The 22,281-nt window shown below is 72.8% G+C and carries 22 protein-coding genes; 9 read left to right on the plus strand and 13 right to left on the minus strand.

The genetic code is table 11. The features are described from left to right. Positions 1–53: 53 nt before the first annotated feature. From BLW14_RS24800 to BLW14_RS24815, 4 genes are all read left to right on the plus strand, one after another. Entirely contained in the window at positions 54–1,388 is a 1,335-nt protein-coding gene (locus BLW14_RS24800) for an ABC transporter substrate-binding protein (protein WP_093709391.1), read from the plus strand. Between the two features lie 112 nt (positions 1,389–1,500). Further along, positions 1,501–2,322 (plus strand): rhamnogalacturonan acetylesterase, encoded by an 822-nt coding sequence (locus tag BLW14_RS24805; RefSeq protein WP_093709392.1) that lies wholly within the window; start codon positions 1,501–1,503, stop codon positions 2,320–2,322. Between the two features lie 126 nt (positions 2,323–2,448). Continuing rightward, the gene (locus BLW14_RS24810; RefSeq protein WP_093710841.1) at positions 2,449–3,741 is read left to right on the plus strand and encodes a pectate lyase family protein; all 1,293 of its coding nucleotides are present in this window, start codon (positions 2,449–2,451) and stop codon (positions 3,739–3,741) included. A gap of 69 nt (positions 3,742–3,810) precedes the next feature. After that, entirely contained in the window at positions 3,811–4,902 is a 1,092-nt protein-coding gene (locus BLW14_RS24815) for a pectinesterase family protein (protein ID WP_093709393.1), read from the plus strand. 1 nt (position 4,903) lies between these two features. On the opposite strand, the gene BLW14_RS24820 is transcribed toward BLW14_RS24815, so the two are convergent. From BLW14_RS24820 to BLW14_RS24850, 7 genes are all read right to left on the minus strand, one after another. Beyond that, a complete protein-coding gene (locus tag BLW14_RS24820; protein ID WP_093709394.1) occupies positions 4,904–5,632 on the minus strand; it encodes a hypothetical protein in 729 nt (242 codons plus the stop codon). Further along, positions 5,629–6,198, minus strand: coding sequence for a SigE family RNA polymerase sigma factor (locus BLW14_RS24825; protein ID WP_093709395.1), 570 nt, complete (start codon positions 6,196–6,198; stop codon positions 5,629–5,631). The genes BLW14_RS24820 and BLW14_RS24825 overlap by 4 nt, the downstream gene beginning before the upstream one ends. 96 nt (positions 6,199–6,294) lie before the next feature. Next, positions 6,295–7,740 carry a peptidoglycan D,D-transpeptidase FtsI family protein gene (locus tag BLW14_RS24830; RefSeq protein WP_093709396.1) on the minus strand — a complete coding sequence of 482 codons (1,446 nt, stop codon included), beginning with the start codon at positions 7,738–7,740 and terminating at the stop codon, positions 6,295–6,297. Positions 7,741–7,831: 91 nt separating this feature from the next. Beyond that, a complete protein-coding gene (locus BLW14_RS24835; protein WP_093709397.1) occupies positions 7,832–8,491 on the minus strand; it encodes a response regulator transcription factor in 660 nt (219 codons plus the stop codon). 35 nt (positions 8,492–8,526) lie between these two features. Next, a complete protein-coding gene (locus BLW14_RS24840; RefSeq protein ID WP_093709398.1) occupies positions 8,527–9,813 on the minus strand; it encodes a sensor histidine kinase in 1,287 nt (428 codons plus the stop codon). Beyond that, on the minus strand, positions 9,810–10,775 hold the full coding sequence (locus tag BLW14_RS24845; RefSeq protein WP_093710842.1) for a hypothetical protein: 966 nt from the start codon (positions 10,773–10,775) through the stop codon (positions 9,810–9,812). Before BLW14_RS24845 ends, BLW14_RS24840 begins: the two co-directional genes overlap by 4 nt. Before the next feature lie 103 nt (positions 10,776–10,878). After that, entirely contained in the window at positions 10,879–11,649 is a 771-nt protein-coding gene (locus BLW14_RS24850) for an IclR family transcriptional regulator (protein ID WP_093709399.1), read from the minus strand. A 169-nt stretch (positions 11,650–11,818) separates the two neighbouring features. Here BLW14_RS24850 and BLW14_RS24855 point away from each other — a divergent pair, with 169 nt between their 5' ends. The 5 genes from BLW14_RS24855 to BLW14_RS24875 all read left to right on the plus strand — a co-directional run bounded on the left by BLW14_RS24855 (position 11,819) and on the right by BLW14_RS24875 (position 16,480). Further along, complete coding sequence (locus tag BLW14_RS24855) at positions 11,819–13,339, plus strand: aldehyde dehydrogenase (NADP(+)) (protein ID WP_093709400.1); 1,521 nt, start codon at positions 11,819–11,821, stop codon at positions 13,337–13,339. Next, the gene (locus BLW14_RS24860) at positions 13,336–13,941 is read left to right on the plus strand and encodes a DUF1349 domain-containing protein (RefSeq protein ID WP_093709401.1); all 606 of its coding nucleotides are present in this window, start codon (positions 13,336–13,338) and stop codon (positions 13,939–13,941) included. The genes BLW14_RS24855 and BLW14_RS24860 overlap by 4 nt, the downstream gene beginning before the upstream one ends. Before the next feature lie 49 nt (positions 13,942–13,990). Beyond that, a complete protein-coding gene (locus BLW14_RS24865) occupies positions 13,991–14,482 on the plus strand; it encodes a GNAT family N-acetyltransferase (protein ID WP_093709402.1) in 492 nt (163 codons plus the stop codon). A 107-nt stretch (positions 14,483–14,589) separates the two neighbouring features. Continuing rightward, positions 14,590–15,306 carry a DsbA family oxidoreductase gene (locus tag BLW14_RS24870; protein WP_093709403.1) on the plus strand — a complete coding sequence of 239 codons (717 nt, stop codon included), beginning with the start codon at positions 14,590–14,592 and terminating at the stop codon, positions 15,304–15,306. 112 nt (positions 15,307–15,418) lie between these two features. Further along, a complete protein-coding gene (locus BLW14_RS24875) occupies positions 15,419–16,480 on the plus strand; it encodes an aminotransferase class V-fold PLP-dependent enzyme (protein ID WP_093709404.1) in 1,062 nt (353 codons plus the stop codon). On the opposite strand, the gene BLW14_RS24880 is transcribed toward BLW14_RS24875, so the two are convergent. The 6 genes from BLW14_RS24880 to BLW14_RS24905 all read right to left on the minus strand — a co-directional run bounded on the left by BLW14_RS24880 (position 16,477) and on the right by BLW14_RS24905 (position 22,231). Next, positions 16,477–17,496: a VOC family protein gene (locus tag BLW14_RS24880; protein WP_093709405.1), complete on the minus strand. Its 1,020-nt coding sequence runs from the start codon at positions 17,494–17,496 to the stop codon at positions 16,477–16,479. The two genes, BLW14_RS24875 and BLW14_RS24880, sit on opposite strands and share 4 nt — an antisense overlap. A gap of 91 nt (positions 17,497–17,587) precedes the next feature. Further along, positions 17,588–18,481, minus strand: coding sequence for an ectoine hydroxylase (thpD, locus tag BLW14_RS24885; protein ID WP_093709406.1), 894 nt, complete (start codon positions 18,479–18,481; stop codon positions 17,588–17,590). Positions 18,482–18,485: 4 nt separating this feature from the next. Further along, the gene (locus BLW14_RS24890; RefSeq protein WP_093709407.1) at positions 18,486–18,884 is read right to left on the minus strand and encodes an ectoine synthase; all 399 of its coding nucleotides are present in this window, start codon (positions 18,882–18,884) and stop codon (positions 18,486–18,488) included. A gap of 53 nt (positions 18,885–18,937) precedes the next feature. Beyond that, the gene (gene ectB, locus BLW14_RS24895) at positions 18,938–20,200 is read right to left on the minus strand and encodes a diaminobutyrate--2-oxoglutarate transaminase (RefSeq protein ID WP_093709408.1); all 1,263 of its coding nucleotides are present in this window, start codon (positions 20,198–20,200) and stop codon (positions 18,938–18,940) included. 74 nt (positions 20,201–20,274) lie between these two features. Further along, a complete protein-coding gene (gene ectA, locus BLW14_RS24900) occupies positions 20,275–20,739 on the minus strand; it encodes a diaminobutyrate acetyltransferase (RefSeq protein ID WP_093709409.1) in 465 nt (154 codons plus the stop codon). Positions 20,740–21,124: 385 nt separating this feature from the next. Beyond that, entirely contained in the window at positions 21,125–22,231 is a 1,107-nt protein-coding gene (locus BLW14_RS24905; protein WP_093709410.1) for a pyridoxal-phosphate-dependent aminotransferase family protein, read from the minus strand. Between the last annotated feature and the right edge of the window lie 50 nt (positions 22,232–22,281).

Consider the following 22,281-nt stretch of genomic DNA (forward strand, 5'->3'; position numbering starts at 1 on the left):
GAACCCCCCATGCACGCGTACGAACCGAGAGAACCGAGAGAGAAGAGCCGATCATGAACATCTCGAAGACGCAGCGGGGGCGCGCCACGGCCGCCGTCTCCCTCGCGGCGGTGCTCGCCCTGACCGCGACCGCGTGCGGCGACGACGGCAGCGACAGCGGCAAGGAGGGCAGCGGCAAGGGCGAGATCACCTTCTGGGACAACAACGGCGGTCCGCGCACCGCCGTCTGGAAGGAGATCATCCAGGACTTCGAGAAGAAGTACCCGGACATCAAGGTCAAGTACGTGCCCATCCCGATCGCCGACGTGCAGTCCAAATACGACACGGCCATCGCGGGCGGCGGGCTGCCGGACGTCGGCGGCGTCGGCACCGCCTACCTGGCCAACATGGTCTCGCAGGAGGCCCTGACCCCGCTGAACGACCGGATCAAGGACTCCTCGCTGAACGGCAAGCTCGTCGAGGGCATGGTCGAGAGCGTCAAGGACGCCGCAGGACGCGGCGACGAGATGTACACCGTGCCGACCTCCGCGAACAACGGCGCGCTCTGGTACCGGACCGACCTCTTCGAGGCGGCGGGCCTCGACGCGCCCACCACCTGGGCCAAGTTCTACAAGGCGGCCGAGAAGCTGACGGACTCCGACCACAACAAGTTCGGCTACACCATCCGCGGCGGCGCCGGCTCCATCGCCCAGGCCCTCGACGCTGCGTACGGGCAGTCGGGCATCACCGAGTTCTGGAACGGCGACAAGACCACCCTCAACGACCCGAAGAACGTGGCGGCGCTGGAGAAGTACGTCGCCCTCTACAAGAAGACGACGCCCTCCGCCGACGTCAACAACGACTTCACCAAGATGGTCGCGCAGTTCGACACCGGCACCATCGGCATGCTCAGCCACAACCTCGGCTCCTACCAGGACCACCTGAAGGCCCTCGGCAAGGACAAGTTCGCCGGTGTGCCCAACCCGATCGGCGACGGCGGCACCCGTGTCCAGGTCTCCAACCCGGTCGACGGCCTCGGCCTGTTCCGGTCGAGCAAGAACAAGACGGCCGCCTGGAAGTTCATCGAGTTCGCCGCCTCCCACGAGTCCAACAGCAAGTGGAACGAGTCCGCGGGTGCCATCCCGGCCAACACCGAGGCCGCCAAGGACCCGTGGATCAGCGAGGCGGCCCCGACCGAACTCGCCGCGAAGGCCCTCACCGACGGCTCCACCAAGATCGTGCAGCTGCCGTACTACCTGCCCGACTGGAACAACATCAGCAAGGCCGACAACGAGCCCGAGTTCCAGAAGCTGCTGCTCGGCAAGACCACGGCCAAGGACTTCCTGGACAAGATGGCCGACGAGCTGAACAAGGCCCAGAAGGAGTGGAAGGAGATCGGCAACGGCTGATCCGGCCCCTGCCGGCGCGGGGCCGGCGGCGGGACCCGTCGTGCGGACGGCCCGCCCCGCCCCACCGCCCCTGCCCTCCTGCGTACCCGCCCACGAGAGAGGCAGTTCCACCGTGTCACTCACCCGCCGGCAGACCGCGGCCGCCCTCGCCGCCCTGCCCCTGGCGCTCGCCGCCACCCCCGCCGCGGCCCACGGCGCCCCCCGCCGCACCCGTACCGTGCACATCGCGGGCGACTCGACGGCCGCCCGGAAGTACGCCGACGCCGCACCCGAGACCGGCTGGGGCATGGCCCTGCCGTTCTTCCTCGGGCCCGGGCTCACCGCCGCCAATCACGCCCTGAACGGCCGCAGTTCCAAGAGCTTCATCGACGAGGGACAGCTCGCCGCCCTGCTGCCGGGGGTCCGCCCGGGCGACCTGCTGCTCATCCAGTTCGGGCACAACGACGAGAAGACGGAGGACCCGGCCCGCGGCACCGACCCGTACACCACCTACCAGGACTGCCTGCGGCAGTACATCGCGGCGGCCCGCGCCCGGCGCGCCCGGCCCGTGCTGCTCACCCCGGTCGAGCGCCGCAGGTTCGCCGCCGACGGCACCGCCAAGCCGACCCACGGCGACTACCCGGCCGCCATGCGCGCCCTGGCCGCCGGGGAACGGGTGCCCCTGCTCGACATGCAGGCCCGCACCCTCGCCCGTTGGCAGGAGCTCGGCCCCGACGGCACCGAGGCCTACTTCAACTGGCTGGAGCCCGGCGAGTCGCCCAACTACCCGGACGGGCGCCAGGACAACACCCACTTCCGGCCCGCCGGCGCCATCGAGGTGGCCCGGATGACGGCCCGCGCCCTGCTCGACGCGCGGGTGCTCGCCCCGTACGACCTGCGCCGCCTCGGCGCCCGGGTACCCGAGGCGTGGATCAGCTGGCCGCAGGCCGCCTGACGCTCGCGCCGCCCCTCCCTTCCCCTTCCACAGGTCCCGCACCAGAACCGAGGATTTGTCATGCGCACGCACATTCCCGCACGTGCCGCCGCCCCCAGAACCCAGGTCCGCGCCATCGCCCTCGCGATGGGCTGCGCCTCGCTGGCCCTCGCCCTGAGCGTCCCCGCCCAGGCGGCCCCGCAGCCGCACGGCAAGAAGGGCATCGAACGCGCCGTCCTCGCCAAGGGCGACGGCTGGGCCTCCGCCGAGGGCTCCACCACCGGCGGCGCCGCCGCGACCCCCGACCACGTCTACACCGTCCACAACCGCGCCGAACTCATCGCCGCCTTCGAGGAGGCGGGAGACGCGCCGAAGATCGTCCGCATCGCGGGCACCGTCCACGGCAACGCCGACGCCGAGGGCAACCCGATCGACTGCGAGGCGTACCAGACGGACGGCTACACCCTGGACAAGTACCTCGCCGCCTACGACCCCGCCGTCTGGGGCCGCGAGGAGGTCCCCGCCGGGCCGCTGGAGGACGCCCGGCTCGCCTCCGCCAAGCTCCAGAAGGCCGCCGTCAACGTCTACGTCCCGTCCAACACCACACTGGTCGGCGTCGGCAAGGACGCCACCGTCATCGGCGCCTCGATCCAGATCCAGAACGTCTCCAACGTCATCGTCCGCAACATCTCCTTCGAGGACACCTACGACTGCTTCCCGCAGTGGGACCCGACCGACGGCGACACCGGGCACTGGAACTCCGAGTACGACAACCTCGTCGTCTACGGCTCCGACCACGTCTGGGTCGACCACAACACCTTCAGCGACGGGGACCGCCCCGACGCCGACCAGCCCCGCTACTTCAACGAGCTGTACCAGCAGCACGACGGGCTCTTCGACATCGTCAAGGGCGCCGACCTGGTCACCGCCTCCTGGAACGTCCTCAAGGACCACGACAAGACCATGCTCCTCGGCAACAGCGACAAGGCCGGGGACACCGACCGGGGCAGGCTCCGCGTCACCCTGCACCACAACCTCTTCAAGAACGTCAACGAGCGCGCGCCCCGCGTCCGCTTCGGCCAGGTCGACTCGTACAACAACCACTTCGTCGCCACGAAGGGCAGCGTCTACGGCTACTCCTACGGCATCGGCGCGGAGTCGCACCTCGTCGCCGAGCACAACGCGTTCACGCTGAGCGGTGAGTTCGACAAGGCGAAGATCCTCAAGAAGTGGTCCGAGTCCTCGCTCACGGCCGACGACAACTGGGTCAACGGCCGCCGCACCGACCTGATCGCCGTCCACAACGCGGGCGTCCCCGAGGAGCGGCTCACCACGGGCGCCGGCTGGACGCCGACCCTCCGGAACCGGGTCGACCACCCGCTGCTCGTGCCGCTCGTCGTGGCCCTCGGATCCGGCGCGGGCCGGCTCCCCGGCGCCTGACAGCCGCCCCTCCCTCCGCCGGCGCCGCACGGGCGCCGGCGGAGGGCCGCCCCCGCACAAGGAGCACCCATGCCCACCCGACGCACCGCCCTGGCCCTCCTCGCCGGTTCGACCACCGCCCTCGCCCTCGGCACCGCCCCGCCCGCTCTCGCCCACGGCCGCCCCTTCGGCCGCCACGGCTCACCCGCCCGCCGCCGCGACCGCGCCACCCTTTACGTCGACGCGCACGGCCGCGGCGACCACACCACGGTCCAGGCCGCCGTCGACGCCGCCACCGGCGCCGGGCACACCCTCGTCATCGCCCCCGGCACCTACCGGGAGACCGTCGACATCCCGGCCGACCTGACCGGCCTGACGCTCATCGGCGCGAGCGGCGACCCGCGCGACACGGTGATCGTGTACGACAACGCCAACGGCACCCCGCGCCCCGACGGTTCGGGCACCTACGGCACCAGCGGGTCCGCCACCGTGACCGCCCGCCCCGCCGGCCTCACCGCCCGCGACCTCACCTTCGCCAACGACTGGCTGCGCGCCGACCACCCCGGCTACACCGGCACCCAGGCCGTCGCGATCAAGGTGACCGGCGACCGCTCGGCCTTCCTCGGCTGCCGCTTCCTCGGCCACCAGGACACGCTGTACGCCGACTCCGCGTCCCTCACCGACTTCGCCCGGCAGTACTACCGCGACTGCTACGTGGAGGGGGACGTCGACTTCGTCTTCGGCCGCGCCTCCGCCGTCCTGGACCGCTGCCAGTTCCGCACCCTGACCCGCACCGACCTGGCTGCCGCGCCCTACGGCTTCGTCTTCGCGCCCAGCACCGCCGGCGCCGACCCGCACGGCTTCCTGGTCCTGCGCTCCCGCGTCACCAGTACCGCCCCCGACGGGTACTTCAAGCTGGCCCGCCCCTGGGTGCCGTCGTCCGACCTCACCGCGCACCCGATGCTGACCGTGCGCGACAGCCACCTCGGCGCGGGCATCGACGCCGACGAGCCGTACGGCACCATGTCGGCCGGCTTCCCCTGGCAGGACCAGCGCTTCGCCGAGTACCGCAACACGGGCCCCGGCGCGCGCGTCACCGTCCCGGCCAACCGCCCGCAGCTCACCCGGGCCGAGGCGCGGGAGCACACCCCGGCCGCGTGGTTCGGCGACTGGCGGCCGTAGTTCAGCGCGCCCGCCCGAAGCGGTCGCCCACCGCCGCCTTCGCGCCCGAGGCAAGGACGGCGTGCGCGGTCACGTAGTCGCCGGAGGCGTCCCGGTCGCCCTCCGCGTGGTTGTACTGCCCGGCGAACGTGTGCGTACCGGCCGGGACGGTCCGCCCGGGGCGCAGCGTCCACCGGTAGACCAGGTAGCCGCCGCTCTCGTTCACCGACACGGTGAAGTCCTGCTCGGGCAGCGAACGCCAGGAGCCGGTGCTGTTCACCCCGCCGGTCCCGGCGACCCGCAGTTCCACGGTGAGCGCGGACAGCGGCTCGGTCGTCCGGAGCGTGACGTTGCTCTGCGCCCAGTACGGGTTGCTGTGCGGGTCGACCACACCGCCCGTCCACAGCGGCCCGTCCTCGGGGCGCAGTCCGGCGAGGCCGGCCGGCCCCTCAGCGGTGGGGGAGGGGGACGCGGACGGGGAGGCGGGCGCCGCGGCCACCTGTCCGCCGCGTCCCGCGCCGTCGTCGCCCGCCGAGGTCACGGCGAACGCACCGGCCGCCAGCACCCCGCAGACCGCGACCGTCGCCCCGGCCACCCGCAGCCACGGGCGCGCGGCGCGCGGCGGCCGCACCACCCCGGCGGCGGGGTCACCGGCCATCCCGCGCTCTATGCGGGCCAGCATCCGTGCCCGGTCGGGGCGGTGGGCCCCGGCGGCCTCCCGCAGCCGCCCGGCCAGCTCCTCGTCCTTCACCGGTCTCCTCCGCTGCGCTGCGCCGCGACGGCCACCCGTACCCGCGCGGCGGGCGTCTCGCCACCCAGCATCCGCTGCAGTTCCGCGACGCCGCGCGAGGTCTGGCTCTTCACCGTACCCACCGAGATCCCCAGCACCAGCGAGGTGTCCCGCTCCGAGAGGTCGAAGGCGTGCCGCAGCACCACACAGGCGCGCTTGCGGAACGGCAGCCGGCGCAGCGCCTCCTGCACGTCCACCACCGCCGGCACGTCGGGCCCCTCGGCGGCGCCGTCGTCCCCGCCGCCGAGGGGCGCCCAGAACAGGGCGATCCGGCGCCGCTCGCGCACCGCGCTGCGGATGCGGGTCCTCGCCAGGTTGGCGACCACCCCGCGCGCGTAGGCCACCGGGTGCCCGGCCTCGCGGACCCGGTCCCAGCGGTGCCAGAGCGCGAGCAGCGCGTCCGCCGCGAGATCGTCGGCGGCGTCCGCCTCACCGGTCAGCAGGTGGGCGAGGCGGGCCAGTTCGGCGTAGTGGGCCTCGAAGAACGCGTGGAACTCGGCGGCGGCATCGTCGACTGCTGTGCCCACGGCTACCTCGTCCCCTGCGCTCGCACGCCCGGCCCGTCCGGATACGCCCCCGCCGGGGCGTGAGCGTACCGCAAGCGCTTCGACGGGGGGACGGGGCTACCGCCTCAGGGCCGCCTCCATCATCTTCTTGGCGATCGGCGCCGCGAGGCCGTTGCCGCTGACCTCGGACGCGGACGAACCGGAGTCCTCCACGAGGACCGCGACCGCGATCTCCTGGCCGCCGGACTTGGCGTACGAGGTGAACCAGGCGTACGGGGTGTTGCTGTTGCCCACGCCGTTCTCGGCGGTGCCCGTCTTGCCGCCCACCTCTGCCCCGCCGATCCGGGCGTTGGTGCCGGTGCCCTTCTCCACGACGGTCACCATGGCGCTGCGCAGCTGCTTCGCGGTGTCCTCGGAGACGATCCGCTTCGTGTCGCCGTCCGCGAAGTCCTCCAGCGTGCCGCCGTCGCCGTCGGTCACCTTGGACACCATGTGCGGGGCGGCCAGCTCACCGCCGTTGGCCAGGGCGGCGGAGACCATCGCCATCTGGAGCGGGGTCGCGGTCACCTCGAACTGGCCGATGCCCGACAGCGCCGTCTGCGGCTTGTCCATGTCCGTCGGGTACACGCTCTTGTAGGCCCGCACCGGCACGTCCAGCTTCTCCTCGTTGAAGCCGAACTTCTCCGCCATCGCCCGCACCTTGTCCTGTCCGAGGTCGGCGGCGACCTTGCCGAAGACGTTGTTGCACGAGTACTGGAGGGCGACGCGCAGCGAGGCGTTCTCGCAGGGCGCCGACGCGCTCTCGTTCCGCAGCGGGGTGCTGGTGCCCGGCAGGTTGTACGGGACGGGGCTCTTCGTCGGCTCGTCCACCGAGTCGTACAGGCCGTTCTCCAGCGCGGCCGACGCCACGACCAGCTTGAACGTCGAACCGGGGGCGAGCGGCTGCCGCAGCGCCCGGTCGACCATCGGCTTGTCCGGGTCGGCGAGCAGCTTCTTCCAGGTGCCGCCGTCGTTCGTCCCGCTGATGTCGGACGGGTCGTAGGACGGCGAGGAGACCATGCCCAGGATCTGCCCGCTCCTCGGGTCGATCGCCACGGCCGCGCCCTTGTCGTCGCCGAGCGCGTCGCTCGCCGCCTTCTGGACGTCCGGATCGATCGTCGTCACCACGTCACCGGGCGCGGAGCGCTTCCCGGTGATCGCGCCCAGCGGACTCTTCAGCCGGTCGTCGGTCCCGTCCAGCACATGGCTGTACACCCCTTCGAGCAGGGTGGAGCCGTACGCCTGCGAGCTGTATCCGGTCACGGCGGAGTAGAGGTCGCCCTGCTTGTAGGTGCGCTTGTACGCGAGATCGCTGCCCTCCGTCCGCTTCGAGCCCGTGACCGGCGAACCGGCCACGATGATGTTCCCCAGCGGCTGCGCGTACTGCGCGATGATCTTCCGCCGGTTGTGGTCGTCGTCTGCGAGCGCCTTGGCCTGGTACGTCTGCACCCAGGTCGCCCGCCCGAGGAGGGCGAGGACCAGGAGCAGGCAGAAGACCGAGGCGCGCCTGATCGTTTTGTTCATCCCGCCTGGAGGACGTACGGGGCCCGGCGTCCCGTTCCCGGTTGTGCCGCTTCTCACCGATTCCTCATACGGCTTTCACGGCCGTACGGGATCACCCGGGCGTGACGAACCCCGACTCGTACGCCGCGATGACGGCCTGGGTACGGTCCCGGGCGCCGGTCTTCGCGAGGACGGCCGCCACATGAGTCTTCGCCGTCGCCGCGCCCACCGCGAGCCGCCCCGCGATCTCCGCGTTGGTCAGCCCCGCCGCCATCAGCCGCAGCACCTGCGCCTCCCGCTCGGTGAGCCGGGCGGCCCACGGCGGGGCCGGGGCCGGTGCGGGTGTCCCGTACGCGGCGGCCAGCTGCCGCACGGCCGCCGGGAAGAGCAGCGAGTCGCCGGACGCGACCAGCCGGACCGCCTGCACCAGCTCCTCGGCCGCCGCCCGCTTCAGCAGGAAGCCGGCCGCCCCGGCGCGCAGCGCCTCGTACACGTAGGCGTCGTGCTCGAAGGTGGTGACGACCACGACGCGCGGGGCCGGGTCGAGGCCGCCGAGGATCTGCTCGGTGGCCCGGATGCCGTCCGTCTCGGGCATCCGCACGTCCATCAGGACCACGTCGGGCCGCAGCGCCCGCACCACGGAGACCGCCTCGGCGCCGGTGGCCGCCTCCCCGACGACCTCCAGGCCGTCCTCGGCGTCCAGAATGGCCCGCAGGGCGGTGCGCACCATGCGTTCGTCGTCGGCGAGGACGATCCGGACCGGCGTGCTCATCGTGGCTCCTTCGCGGGGGCGTCTAGGCCCTGTCGTCACATTCCCGCCCTCCGGGCGGACGACGGGAATGTGACGACAGGGCCTAGGGGGAGGCGGGCGGCCAGCCGCCACACGCCGTCGTCGCGGGGGCCGGCCTCGGTGGTGCCGCCCAGCAGCAGGGCGCGCTCCGCGATGCCGGTCAGGCCGCGTCCGCCGCCGGGGCGGGCGACCGCGGGGCGCGGGGACAGCGCGCTGTCCAGGACGATCGTCAGCTCGCGGGGGCCGACGCCGACGCGCAGCCGGACCGGTGAGCCGGCGACGCCGTGCCGCAGCGCGTTGCTCAGGCCCTCCTGCACGATCCGGTACGCCTCCGCCGAGACCGGTCCGGGGACCGTGCCCGGGTCGCCGTCGGCCGTGTACCGCACGGGCACCCCGCACCGGGCCAGCAGCCCGCCGAGCGCGTCCAGGCCGGGGCCCGCGAACGCGTCGGAGCCGTCGGTGCCCTGCCGCAACAGGCCCAGTACCGCGTCGAGTTCGCCGACCGTGCGCCGCGTGGTCTCCTCGATGGCGGTGAGCGCCTGCCGGACGAACTCCGGGTCGCGGTCCAGGACCCGGCGGGCCGCGCCCGCCTGGAGGGTGACGGCGCTCAGCGCGTGGCCGACCGAGTCGTGCAGCTCCCGGGCGAGGCGGTTGCGTACCGCCAGCTCGGCCGCCCGGCGTTCGGCGGCGGCCAGCCGGTCCTCCGGGGCCGGGCCGAGCAGCACCGGGGCCCGGTCCGCGAGGAGGGCCCCGGCCGCCGCCGCGCAGCCGGCCAGCGCGACGAGCATCGCCGCACCGGCCGGGGGAGCGAGGACCAGGACCCAGGTGTGGTCCAGGACCGGGCGGAGGTCCCGGGCGGCGGAGTCGCGCAGGGCCGGGACGAACGGCAGTGCCATGACGCAGCCGGCGAACGGGACGAGCGCCAGGGTCATCCCGCTGATGATCCCGCCGAGCCCCACGTGCAGCGTGAACCAGGCGGCCGTGCGCACCCGGGCCTGCCGGGAGCCGGCGGGCCCGTCCGCGAGCGGCCGTTCGGGCGGCAGGCCGCACAGGGCGCGGGCGGCGGCCACCGACAAGAGCCGGGCCGTGGGCAGCAGCGCGGTGACCGCGGCCATCGGCAAGGCGTAGGAGAAGGCGGCGAGTTGGGCGGAGAGCGAGGTGAATGCGTTGGTGCCGGGCGCGTACAGGCCGACGACGACCGTGCCGACCAGGAAGTACGGCATCAGCAGCGCCCCGCCGACGATCAGATGCAGCCAGCGCAGCCGGGCCCGCCGGCCCGTGAGCAGGACCATGAGCGGGGTCATGCCGGGGCGCCCCGCGTCCCGGCCGCGCGCTCCGCGAGGAAGTACGCGCCGAGGGTCACCACCAGCGATCCGACGAGCATCTGCACAGCGTAGGTGAGCACCATGCCGGGCGTGGCCCGTTCGGCGGACTCCCCGGCCGGGCTCAGCGAGGCCAGGCAGAGCCAGCCGCCCCAGCAGGCCGTCGCCCCGGAACCGCCCCACGCCAGCGCGAGCGGCACCCGCAGCGGCAGCGCGGACCGGCGGAAGGCGAGCAGCAGCACCCCCGCCGCGGTGGCGGCGACCCACAGCGCGTACACCGCTTCGAGGACGTGGAAGCCGCTGTCCCGCCCGGCGGCCCGGTCCGCGCTCAGGCCGGCCGTCGAGCCCGCCGCCCAGAGCAGGTGCATGGTGCCGGGCACCAGGGCGAGCAGCGAGGCGGCGACGGCGGCGGCCCGCAGCGCGGGGGCGGTCGGGCTCGCCGGCAGGTCGCCGAGCGTGCCGCGCCAGAGGTGGCCCCAGCGGTCGCGGGCGTACAGCACGAACAGGGCACCCAGGGACAGGCCCTGGAGGATGAAGCCGCCGTAGACGACGCCGAACACCCACTCGTGCAGGAAGGGCCGACCCGTGGCCGCGGCCCCGCCGCCGTCCCCGCCCAGCGCCAGGACCAGCAGCTGCGCCGGATAGCCGGTCATGATCGGCAGCAGCAGCCCGGTCGCCGTCCACATCGGCAGCGCGAGAAGCCAGGCGGGGACCCGAAGCCCCCAGGGCCGGGTGAGCAGCAGGGCGAGGACCACGACCGCGCCGTCCATCAGCACCGAGCCGCCGTTGGCGACCGCCATCAGGGCGCGGTGGTCCAGCAGCACGCTGTCGTCCGGGATGCCGACGTGGCTGCCCGCCAGCCAGGCGATCTTGAGCGTGATGTACGGCAGGCAGGCGGCGATGGCGACGGTGCGCAGCGCGGTGCGGGCGGAGGGGGACGTCATGGCCACCACGCTGCCGGGCCGCCCGCCCCCGCACGTCCTGCCCGGTGACGATCCGCCTCCGCCGCGCGGGGGAGACGGACGGGTCCTTGAAAGCCCTGGGGTGTCAGAGCCTTCGGGTGGCGAGGGTCAGCCGGTCGCGCGCGTCGAACAGCGCGTCCTTGACCAGCTGTTCGTGCGCGGGCGTGAGCCGGGCGACCGGCACCGAGCAACTGATGGCGTCCCGGGCGGGCGTGCGGTACGGGACGGCGACGCCGAAGCAGCGCAGCCCCAGCGTGTTCTCCTCGCGGTCCACCGCGTACCCCTGCTCGCGGACCTGGTGCAGCTCCTCGATGAGCTTCTCCCGGTCCGTCAGGGTGTGCTCGGTGAGCGCGGGCAGCGTCTCGGGCAGCATCTTGCGGACCTGCTCGTCGCTGTAGGTGGCCAGCAGGGCCTTGCCGAGCGAGGTGGAGTGCGCGGGCAGCCGGCGGCCGACCCGGGTGAAGGGGCGCAGGTAGTGCTGGGACTGGCGGGTGGCGAGGTAGACCACGTTCGTCCCGTCGAGCCGGGCCAGATGGATGGTCTCCGTGGTGTCGTCGGAGAGCCGGTCCAGGGTCGGGCGGGCCGCGGCGACCACCTCGTCGCCGTCGATGTACGAGGTGCCGACCAGCAGGGCCCGTACGCCGATCCCGTACCGCGTGCCGGTCGCGTCGGTCTCCACCCAGCCCAGCTCGACCAGGGTGCGCAGCAGCATGTAGAGGCTGGACTTGGGGTAGCCGACGGCCTCCTGGACCGCGGCGAGCGAGTGCATGCCGGGCCGTCCCGCGAAGTACTCCAGCAGCTCGACCGTCCGTACCGCGGACTTGACCTGCGCCCCACCCGACTCGGGAACCGACATCGCCCTGTGCCCCTTTCACCCCGCCGACGAAACCCTGCGACTTCTTGCCAACACCGAACGCCCGGAAATAGAGTCGCTTCACATTCACGTTCAGGAACGCTGTTCAGAATACCGAACAGCTTATACCGGACGACTTCTGATGTGCGGCAGTGGAGCGGAAGGAAACACGGTGGCAGCAGCACCAGTCTGGAGCGTCGACCCCCGCACCGGGAACCCGCGCGAGCAGGTTGCGGTGGAGGCCACAGCCGAGGAGGTCGACCGCGCGGTCCGCGCCGCCCACGCGGTGCGCGACTCGCTCGCCGACCGCACCACGCGCGCCGCGTTCCTGCGCACGGCCGCCGAGCTGCTCACCGAGGCCGGTGAGCACGTCATCGAGGCCGCCGACGCCGAGACCGCCCTCGGCCCGGCCCGGCTGACCGGCGAACTCGCCCGCACCGCGGCCCAGTTGCGGGCCTTCGCGGAGGTCGTCGACGAGGGCGCCTACCTCGACGTCCACATCGACCACGCGGACGCCACCCGCACCCCGCCCTGGCCCGACCTGCGCCGCTACAAGATTCCGCTCGGCGTCGTCGCGGTGTACGCGGCCAGCAACTTCCCGCTCGCCTTCTCCGTGCCCGGCGGCGACACCGCCAGCGCCCTCGCGGCCGGCTGCCCCGTCGTCGTCAAGGCCCACCCCGACCACCCGGCGACCTCCGAGCTGTGCGCCTCCGTGCTTCGCCGGGCCGCAGCGCGGACCGGGCTGCCCGAGGACGTCGTCACCCTCGTCCACGGCTTCGAGGCGGGCGTCGCACTCGTCCGGCATCCGCTCGTCGCCGCCGCCGGATTCACCGGCTCGGTGCGCGGCGGACGCGCCCTGTTCGATGCGGCGGCCGCCCGCCCGGCCCCCATCCCCTTCCACGGTGAGCTGGGCTCCCTCAACCCCGTCGTCGTCACCGAGGCCGCCGCCGCCGAGCGCGGCGAGCAGATCGGCGCGGGCCTGGCCGGCTCGATGACCATGGGCGCCGGCCAGTTCTGCACCAAGCCCGGATTCGTCCTGGCCCCCGAGGGCGCGGGCGGCGACCGCTTCCTGAAGGCCCTCACCGAGGCCGTCAGCGACTCCGAGGCCGGCGTCCTGCTCGACCACCGGATGCGCGACGCCTTCCTCGCCGGAGTCACCGAGCGGGCCGCGCTCCCCGAGGTGGACGCCCCGGTCACCCCGGGCGCGGGCGGCGAGCACACCGTCGCGGCCGGCTTCCTGACCGTCCCGGCCCGGCTGCTCGCCGCCGAAGGACCGCACGACGCGCTCCTGGAGGAGTGCTTCGGGCCCGTCACCGTCGTCGCCCGCTACGCCTCCGAGGACGAGATCACCGCCGTCCTGACCCGCCTCCCCGGCAACCTCACCGCGACCCTGCACATCGCCGAGGACGAGGCCGGGGGCAGCGCCGCCGGGCTCCTCGCCGCGCTCACCCCGCTCGCCGGCCGGGTCCTCGTCAACGGCTGGCCGACCGGTGTCGCCGTCGCCCCCGCCCAGCACCACGGCGGCCCCTACCCGGCCACCACCTCCACGTCGACCTCGGTCGGCGCCACCGCCATCGAGCGCTGGCTGCGCCCGGTCAGCTACCAGACCACCCCCGACGCGCTCCTCCCGCCCGAGCTGCGCGAGGACAACCCGCTGGGCCTGCCCCGCCGAGTGAACGGACGACCCGCGTGAACCTCCCCGAACTCCCCTTCCCGCTCGATCCGCACGGCCCCGACGGCGGCTGGGCGTACGAGGACGGCGTGCTCACCGGCCGCGCCGGCGCCCGGCAGGACCGCTTCGTCCCGCCGGGCGGCGACAGCCTGGAACCGGCGAGCGACGCGCCCCGGCTGCTGGGCGCCGCCCCGGCGGGCGACTTCCAGCTCGTCGCCCGGGTGAAGGTGGGCTTCGCCGCCGCCTTCGACGCGGGCGTGCTCTACCTCCACGCCGGCGACCGGGAATGGGCCAAGCTCTGCCTGGAGCTGTCCCCGGAGCGCCCGACCGTCTGCACGGTGGTCACCCGGGGCCACTCCGACGACGTCAACTCCTCGGTCGTGGACGGCGACACCCACTGGCTGCGCCTGAGCCGTACGGGACACGCCTTCGCCTTCCACGCCTCGGCCGACGGCGAGAAGTGGACCTTCGTCCGCGTCTTCACCCTCGGCACCCCGGAGCAGGCGGCCACCGCCTCGGTCGGCTTCCTCGCCCAGTCCCCCACCGGCGAGGGCTGCGAGGTGGCCTTCGACCGGATCGCCTTCCGGCCCGAGGGCCTCGCGGACCTCCGAGACGGCAGCTGACGGGCCGGGGCGGCGGAACCGGCGCCCCGGCCCGTACGTCCCCCTCACCATGATCCGTACAGCGACACAGGACGACCTCGACGCGATATCCGCCCTGCACACCGAGGCCAGGGCCACCTACTACCGCGGCCACCTCCCCGAGGAGGAGTACGCGGGCGAGGCCGAGGTGGCCCGCGGCCGGGAGGGCTGGGCCCGCGCCGTGGACCGCGAGGACGCCACCGTGCTCTGCGCCGAGGCGGACGAGGACGGCGCCCTCGCGGGCGTCGCCGCCTACTCCGTACGCGACGGCGTCATGACCCTCACCCAGTTCCACGTCTCCCCGGTCCGCTGGCGCGAGGGCGTCGGCAGCGCCCTGCACCTCGCGTGCGTCGCCGACTGGGAGCGGCGCGGTGTGACCACGGTCCGCCTGGAGGTCTTCGAGCCCAACAAGCGCGCCCGGGCCTTCTACTCCTCCTGCGGCTGGGTTCCCGACCCGGACACCCCCCGGCACGGCGACCACGTGGTGCTGCGCCTCGCCCTCCCCAGGCCCCCGCAGAGCTGAGCGGGCCCGGGAATGGCACGGGTCCAGCAGGCGTTGGCGCAGGGAGCGGAGGGCGCCTCCGTGCTGCGTGTGCAGCCCCCTCGGAACGTCCGGAGAGAAGAAGAGTCATGCGCGTCGAGATCTGGAGCGACATCGCCTGCCCGTGGTGCTACATCGGCAAGGCACGCTTCGAGAAGGGCCTGGCGGGTTTCGCCCACCGCGGCGACGTCGAGGTGGTGCACCGCTCCTTCGAGCTCGACCCGGGCCGCGCCAAGGGCGACACCGAGCAGGTCATCGACATGCTGGCGCAGAAGTACGGGCGCACCCCCGAGGAGGCCCGCTCCATGGAGGCCAACGTGGCCGCCAACGCGCAGGCCGAAGGGCTCGGCTACCGCACCGAGGGCCGCGACCACGGCAGCACCTTCGACATCCACCGGCTGCTGCACCTCGCCAAGGCCCGCGGCCGCCAGGACGAGCTGCTGACCCTCGCCTACCGGGCCAACTTCGCCGAGGACCGGTCCGTCTTCGACGACACCGTCCTGCTGGACCTGGCCGTCGAGGCCGGTCTCGACGCCGACGAGGCGCGCGCGGTGCTCGCCGACCCGCAGGCGTACGCCGACGAGGTGCGCGCCGACGAGCGGGAGGCGGCCGAGCTGGGCGCCAACGCGGTGCCGTTCTTCGTCTTCGACCGGCGCTACGGGATCTCCGGCGGCCAGCCCGCCGACGTCTTCGCCCAGGCCCTGGAGCAGGCGTGGAAGGACCGCCCGGTGACCGTCCCCGAGGACGCGGCGGCCTGCGACGCCGACGGGGCGTGCGAGGTCCCCGGCGCCGCCGGGAACGCCTGAACCGCCGTGCGGGCCGCCACCGGCGGCCCGCACGGACGCATAAGCATTACTTGGGGTTTTCCGTGAAATAATGTCAATTGACCCCAGGGTAGTGAGGGTTCAGGCTGAACGCATGACGATCTCTTCGCTCAGCCGGGCCGTGGCCGCCGAGTTCGCCCCGGAGACCACCTATCTCAACACCTCCACCTGCGGGCTGCTGCCCCGCCGCTCCGTCGAAGCGGTGAAGACCCTCGTCGAGGAGAACGCCGCCGGCAGCCGGGACGGCTCGGGGGACTTCGAAGCGGTGAACCGGGCCCGGGAGGGCTTCGCGGGGCTCGTCGGCGTGGAGGCGGGCCGGGTCGCCGTCGGCGGCTCAGTCGCCGCCCACGTCGGACTGATCGCCGCCTCACTGCCGCCCGGAGCCGAAGTACTGGCTCCCGAAGGCGAGTTCAGCTCGGTCGTCAGCCCGTTCGCGGTCCGCGGCGACCTCAGGACGCGGTACGTGCCACTGGCGGACCTCGCCGACGCCGTGCGCCCCGGGACCGCGCTCGTCGCCTTCTCCTCGGTGCAGTCGGCCGACGGCCGGCGTGCGGACCTGGACGCGGTCCGGGCCGCCGCAGCCGCCCACGGCGCCCGGACGCTGCTGGACGCCACGCAGTCCGCCGGCTGGCTGCCCCTGGACGCGGGCGCCTACGACTACACGGTCACCGGCGGCTTCAAGTACCTGCTCTGCCCGCGCGGCACCTCGTTCCTCACCGTCACCGAGGACGCGCAGGAGCACCTGAAGCCGGTCTTCGCGGGCTGGGCCGCCGCCCAGGACACCGGGAACAGCACCTACGGACCCGTCACGGAGCTGGCGAAGAACGCCCGCCGCTACGACGAGCCCCCCGCCTTCCTCGCGTACCACGGCGCCGAACAGTCCCTCGCCCTGCTCCACGAGATCGGCATCGACGCCCTGCACGAGCACGCCCTGAAGCTCGCGGACCGCTTCCGCTCCGGCGTCGCCGGACTCGGACACCCCACCGTCCCCGCGGACACCGTCGTCGTCGCCGTCCCCGGGCTCGGCGACCGGGCACCGGAGCTGCGGCGGGCCGGGGTGCTGGTCGCCGGCCGGGCCGGCAACCTGCGGGCGTCCTTCCACCTCTACAACACCGAGGCGGACGTGGACCGCGCCCTGGAGGTGCTGGCTTCCTAGGGCTGGGCGTCCAGCGGGGCGCCGTGCCACTTCCACGAGGTGACGCGCTCGCGCCCCGGAAGGTCGCCGCGGCCGGTGGACCAGAGCAGCACGGCCCACCGGTCCGCGTCGTCCGGCGCGTCGGGGAAGAGCCGGGCCAGCGCCCGGTCGCACAGCCCGACGGGCGGCTCCCAGGAGATGCCCAGGCCCGACGCGATGTCATGGGCGTGCACCAGGGTCTCCACGACGCCCATGGCCGCGAAGCCCTCCGGGTCGGAGACCCCGTACGCGTGGTACGAGCGGAGGGCCGGCGATGCCGTACGCACCATCGCGGCCAGCAGTGCGCCGCTCGCCTCCAGGGTCTGGAGCAGCCCGGCCACCCCCGCCTCCGGGTCGGCGAAGACCGCGTTCCACGGGCCGCCCTCGCGCCGGGGGGCCCAGTGGTAGGGCACATCGGTCTCCAGCGACGGCGTGCGCGGGCCGAGCTGCACGGCGTACGCGAACAGGTCGTCGCTCAGGTGCTCCGCGGTCTCCCAGCAGTCCCACGTCAGGGCTCCGGCCGGGACGCGCCAGTCGGCGTCCGAGGCGGCGGCGAGCGTGTCGGCCGTCAGCCGGACCGCCTCGGTCACGTCGTCGGCGGTGACCGGCAGCCGCGTACCGGTGAGCGCGGCCCGTTCGGCCGTGCCGCATTCCACGCAGAACTCGTTGCCCTCCGGGTCCGCCAGGGTCGCCCAGCCGCGTCCGTTCGGCTTGCGGTGGTCGGCGACCAGGGTGGCGCCGAGGGCCAGCAGCCGCTCGACCTCCTCGTCCCGGGTGCGGTCCGCGGGCTTGATGTCCAGGTGGACGCGGTTCTTGGTGGTCTTCTTGTCGGGCACGGTGACGAAGAGGAGGGCGGTGCCCGGGATCTCGATCAGGGCCTCCGGGTCACCGGGCAGATCGTCCTCGGCGAGCGGGGCGTCGAGCACGGCCGACCAGAAGGTGCCCAGGGCGTAGGCGTCGGCGCAGTCGATGGTGATGTGCTGTACGTGGGATGTCATGCGATCACTGTCGCCGCAGGCCCCGCCCCGGTCCACCGAGATATGCCGGAGGGGGTGGCACGGCATTCCCGTACCACCCCCTCCGAGGGACCTACTTCACCGGCGTGAAGTCGCGCGCCCCGATGAACTCCGGGCGGCGGACCGGCGCCGCGAACGGCTCCTGCGCGGTGTTCTCCACGCTGTTGAACACGATGAACACGTTGCTGCGCGGGTACGGGGTGATGTTGTCGCCCGAGCCGTGCATCGCGTTGCAGTCGAACCAGGTCGCCGAACCGGCCTTGCCCGTGAAGAGCTTGATGCCGTGCCGGTCGGCCATCTTCGTCAGCGCCTCGTCGGACGGGGTGCCGGCGTCCTGCATCTGGAGCGACTTCTTGTAGTTGTCCTTCGGCGTCTCGCCCGCACAGCCGAGGAACGACTTGTGCGAACCGGGCATGATCATCAGCCCGCCGTTGGTGTCGTAGTTCTCGGTCAGCGCGATCGACACGGACACCGTCCGCATGTTCGGCAGACCGTCCTCGGCGTGCCAGGTCTCGAAGTCCGAGTGCCAGTAGAAGCCCGAGGCGCCGAAACCGGGCTTGACGTTGATCCGCGACTGGTGGACGTACACGTCCGAACCGAGGATCTGGCGGGCCCGGCCCACCACCCGCTCGTCGCTGACCAGCCGGGCGAAGACCTCGCTGATCCGGTGGACCTCGAAGACCGAGCGCACGGACTGCGACTTCGGTTCGATGATCGAGCGCTCGTCGGCGCGGACGGCCGGGTCGGCGATCAGCCGCTCCAGCTCGGCGTGGTAGCCGGCCACCTCGTCCGGGGTGATCAGCTCGCCGACGGTGAGGAAGCCGTCGTGCTCGTAGCCCTGGAGTTCCTTGGCGGTGATCGGACCCGGAGCGCCCGGCGCGGACCAGATGACCGGGTCCTGGCGGGGAGTGGTCATCTCGGCGGCGCCGCGCGAGGGGTACAGATCGGTGCGTACGTCGGTGGTCATGGGGTCAGCCCTCCTCGGTCAGCAGTGGATAGACACCGTTCTCGTCGTGCTCCTCCCGTCCGGTGACCGGCGGGTTGAAGACGCAGACGCAACGGAAGTCCGTCTTGGGGCGCATCGTGTGGCGCTCGTGGCCGTCGAGCAGGTACATGGTGCCCGGCGTGATCCAGTGCTTCTCACCGGTCTCGTCGTTGGTCAGCTCGGCCTCGCCCTCGACGCACAGGACCGCCTCGATGTGGTTCGCGTACCACATCGACGTCTCGGTTCCGGCGTACATGGTGGTCTCGTGGAGCGAGAAGCCGACCTTCTCCTGGGCGAGCACGATGCGCTTGCTCTCCCAGGTGCCGGAGGCGGCCTTGACATGCCGGTCGGTGTTCTCGACGTCGGCGAACGATCGGACGATCACGGTGGTTCGGTGCCTTTCTCTCTACGACGGTGGTGCGGTGGGGGTCGTGCGGTTCAGGCGGTCTCGCGGACGGCGCGGGCCAGCGTGCGCAGGCCCTCGTCCAGTTCCTCGGGGGTGATGGTGAGCGGCGGCAGCAGCTTGACGACCTCGCTCTGCGGGCCGGAGGTCTCGAGGAGCAGCCCCAGCTGGAAGGCGCGGGCGCAGACGGCGGAGGCGCGCGTCGGGTCGTCGAACTCCAGGCCCCAGACCAGGCCCCGGCCCCGGAAGCGGGCGCTGTCGTGCTCGCCGCAGATGGCCAGCATCGTCTGCTCCACCTGCTCGCCGCGGGCCAGCGTCTGCTTCTCCATCTGACCGTCGGCCCAGTACGCGTCGAGCGCGGCGGCCGCGGTGACGAACGCCGGGTTGTTGCCCCGGAAGGTGCCGTTGTGCTCGCCCGGCTCCCAGACGTCCAGCTCCGGCTTGAACAGGCAGAGCGACATGGGCAGTCCGTAGCCGCTGATGGACTTCGACAGCGTCACGATGTCCGGCGTGATGCCGGCCTCCTCGAAGGAGAAGAAGCCGCCGGTACGGCCGCAGCCCATCTGGATGTCGTCGACGATCAGCAGCATGTCCTGGCGGTGGCACAGGTCCTGCAGCGCGCGCAGCCACTCGGCGCGGGCCACGTTGATGCCGCCCTCGCCCTGGACGGTCTCCACGATCACGGCGGCCGGGTGGTTGAGCCCGGAGCCCTGGTCCTCCAGGAGCCGCTCGAACCAGAGGAAGTCGGGGACCTGGCCGTCGAAGTAGTTGTCGAACGGCATCGGCGTGCCGTGCACCAGCGGGATGCCGGCGCCGGCCCGCTTGAACGCGTTGCCGGTCACGGCCAGCGAGCCGAGCGACATCCCGTGGAATGCGTTGGTGAACGAGACGACGGACTCGCGGCCCTTGACCTTGCGGGCCAGCTTCAGGGCGGCCTCGACGGCGTTGGTGCCCGTCGGGCCGGGGAACATCACCTTGTACGGAAGGTCGCGGGGGCGCAGTACGACGTTCTGGAAGGTGTCCAGGAAGGCCCGTTTGGCGGTGGTCGCCATGTCGAGGCCGTGCGTGATGCCGTCGCGCTCGATGTAGTCGATCAGCGCGCGCTTGAGCACCGGGTTGTTGTGGCCGTAGTTGAGCGAGCCCGCGCCGGCGAAGAAGTCCAGGTACGAGTGGCCGTCCTCGTCGGTCAGCCGGGCGCCCTGGGCGCGGTCGAACACGGCGGGCCAGCCGCGGCAGTAGCTCCGGACCTCGGATTCCAGGGTCTCGAAGACACTGAGGGCGGGCGGGGTGATGGTCACAGCGGGTCTCCTGCGGGGCGTGAGGTGGTGTGACGGGCGGCGTTGAAGGAAGCTGCGGTGGGGGAGGTGCGCGCTCAGGCGTGGAACGGGCCGATGCGGTACAGCACTTCCGGCAGATGGGAGCCTTCGGGGAACAGTCCGCCGTCGAAGAGCACCTCGCGCTCCAGGGCCACGTCGTGGCGCTGCGCGTAGGAGGTGAACAGGCGGTCCGACGCGGTGTTGTCCGGGGTAACGGTCGTCTCGACCCAGGCGAGCCCCTGTACGGCGGCGACCCGCTCGGTCAGGGAGTCCAGCAGCTTCGCCGCCAGGCCGGTCCCGCGGTGGCCGTGGTCGACGGCCACCTGCCAGACGACGAGCGTCTCGGGGCGGTCGGGCCTGATGTACCCCGTCACGAAGGCGACCGGGGCGCCGGTCTCGTCACGGGCGACCACGGAGGTCGCCGCGAAGTCACGGCACCACAGCAGGTAGCTGTACGAGGAGTTGAGGTCCAGGACCTCGGAGTCGCGGGCTATGCGCCAGATCGCGGCTCCGTCCTCCACTCGCGGTGTGTCGATCGTAAGGAATTCGCTTCGGGCACTTGCAAAATCTGCTGGTGCGGCGGTCATGGCATTTGAATTTACCTAGCAAATTTGGAAATTGCATCGACGTCAGGGGTTGGGTGGAGCGGCGCGATGTGTTATCAGGCGGGTGCGTGCCCCGGCGCGATCCGGCTGCATTTCATTCCGTTTTGACCCGGATTTTTCGGACAGAACGCCGACTGTGTGGAGTCGGTCACAAGCCCATAACTCTCTCCACACACAAGCGAAATGAGCCCGGAAGGGGCCTCGGGAACCGATGTGTTTAGTCTCGGGAGGAGCGGGCATAAGAATGCGGGGAGCTGCTCAGAAATAGGCAGCTCCCCGCAATTTTCGAAAGCGGTGCGATTTATTCGCTGGGCCAGGTTTCCGAAACGGCCTTCCGGGCAGCCTCCAGATCGACCTGCCGGCCCGCGTCGGCCAGCGCCGACCCCAGAGCCGCGAGCGAGGCGAGCACCGCGCCCCGCGTCGCATCCACCCCGTAGTGATTGACCCGGATCATCTCCTTGGACAGCGCACCCCCGCCCGCGATCAGCGGCAGCGTCGGCTCGCCCGCCAGCGCCCGCGCCACCAGCGCGGACGCGTCCACGCCCTCGGGCGTCCGCAGCGTCGTCGCCACCGGCGCCGCGTCCCGCGCCTCGCGCACGTACGGGGTCAGGCCGCCGCCCAGCGCCACCGCACCGGCCCGGGTCGCCGCGGCCGCCGCCGCGTGACGCGCCATCACCGCGTCCGGGCCCTCCGCCTCGATCCGCTCCACACACGCCTCCAGGGCGAGCATCTCCAGCTGGGCCGGGGCGTGCAGCAGAGCCTTTCGCCCGCCGTCGATCCAGCGCTCCTTCCAGTCCAGGAGCGAGAGGTACGAGCGGCGCGGTGCCTGCGGGTTGGCCGCGAGCCGCTCCCAGGCCCGCCCGCTCACCGAGACCGCCGAGACCCCGGCGGGCCCGCCCATCGCCTTCTGCGCCCCGATCACACAGAGGTCCACGCCCCAGGCGTCCGGCAGCAGCGGCTCCGCGCCCACCGAGGCGACCGCGTCCAGCATGAACAGCGCCCCGTGCGCCCGGACCACCTCGCCGATCTCCGCGACCGGGTTGGTGTTCCCGGTCGCCGCCTCGGCGTGGACCAGCGAGACGAAGTCGATCTCCGGGTGCGCGGCCAGCGCCTCGGCGACCTGGGCGGCGGTGACGGCCGTGTGGAACGGCACCTCCAGGTCGACGACCTCGGCGCCGCAGTCGCGCAGCCAGTTCCCGAAGGTCTGCCCGTAGGGGCCGGTCACCACGTTCAGCGCCGTCGAACCGGGCCGGGCGCCGCCACGGATGCAGCCCTCCAGGGGCAGCAGCGCCTCGCCCTGCATGATGACGACGTCCTGTTCGGTGGCCAGCAGACCGGCCACCCGCCGCTCGATCGCCGCGAAGTGCGCGGCGGTCAGCGGGGCGAGGTCGAGGAAGGGGTGCGTCACGGCGGTGCTCTCTTCGGGTTCGGGTCCGCGGGCCCCGGTCCGCTGACCGG

It is taken from the genome of Streptomyces sp. 2131.1 (assembly GCF_900105515.1).
Classification (GTDB): Bacteria; Actinomycetota; Actinomycetes; order Streptomycetales; family Streptomycetaceae; genus Streptomyces; species Streptomyces drozdowiczii.

Coding starts and splice junctions, on each gene's coding strand:
- thpD (WP_093709406.1), bottom strand. CDS start 18,481: ATGACCACCGACGTACGCACCGATCTGTACCCCTCGCGCGGCGCCGCC.
- BLW14_RS24845 (WP_093710842.1), bottom strand. CDS start 10,775: ATGACGTCCCCCTCCGCCCGCACCGCGCTGCGCACCGTCGCCATCGCC.
- BLW14_RS24815 (WP_093709393.1), top strand. CDS start 3,811: ATGCCCACCCGACGCACCGCCCTGGCCCTCCTCGCCGGTTCGACCACC.
- BLW14_RS24830 (WP_093709396.1), bottom strand. CDS start 7,740: ATGAACAAAACGATCAGGCGCGCCTCGGTCTTCTGCCTGCTCCTGGTC.
- BLW14_RS24840 (WP_093709398.1), bottom strand. CDS start 9,813: ATGACCCCGCTCATGGTCCTGCTCACGGGCCGGCGGGCCCGGCTGCGC.
- BLW14_RS24865 (WP_093709402.1), top strand. CDS start 13,991: ATGATCCGTACAGCGACACAGGACGACCTCGACGCGATATCCGCCCTG.
- BLW14_RS24880 (WP_093709405.1), bottom strand. CDS start 17,496: ATGACATCCCACGTACAGCACATCACCATCGACTGCGCCGACGCCTAC.
- BLW14_RS24810 (WP_093710841.1), top strand. CDS start 2,449: ATGGGCTGCGCCTCGCTGGCCCTCGCCCTGAGCGTCCCCGCCCAGGCG.
- BLW14_RS24835 (WP_093709397.1), bottom strand. CDS start 8,491: ATGAGCACGCCGGTCCGGATCGTCCTCGCCGACGACGAACGCATGGTG.
- BLW14_RS24800 (WP_093709391.1), top strand. CDS start 54: ATGAACATCTCGAAGACGCAGCGGGGGCGCGCCACGGCCGCCGTCTCC.
- BLW14_RS24875 (WP_093709404.1), top strand. CDS start 15,419: ATGACGATCTCTTCGCTCAGCCGGGCCGTGGCCGCCGAGTTCGCCCCG.
- BLW14_RS24870 (WP_093709403.1), top strand. CDS start 14,590: ATGCGCGTCGAGATCTGGAGCGACATCGCCTGCCCGTGGTGCTACATC.
- BLW14_RS24850 (WP_093709399.1), bottom strand. CDS start 11,649: ATGTCGGTTCCCGAGTCGGGTGGGGCGCAGGTCAAGTCCGCGGTACGG.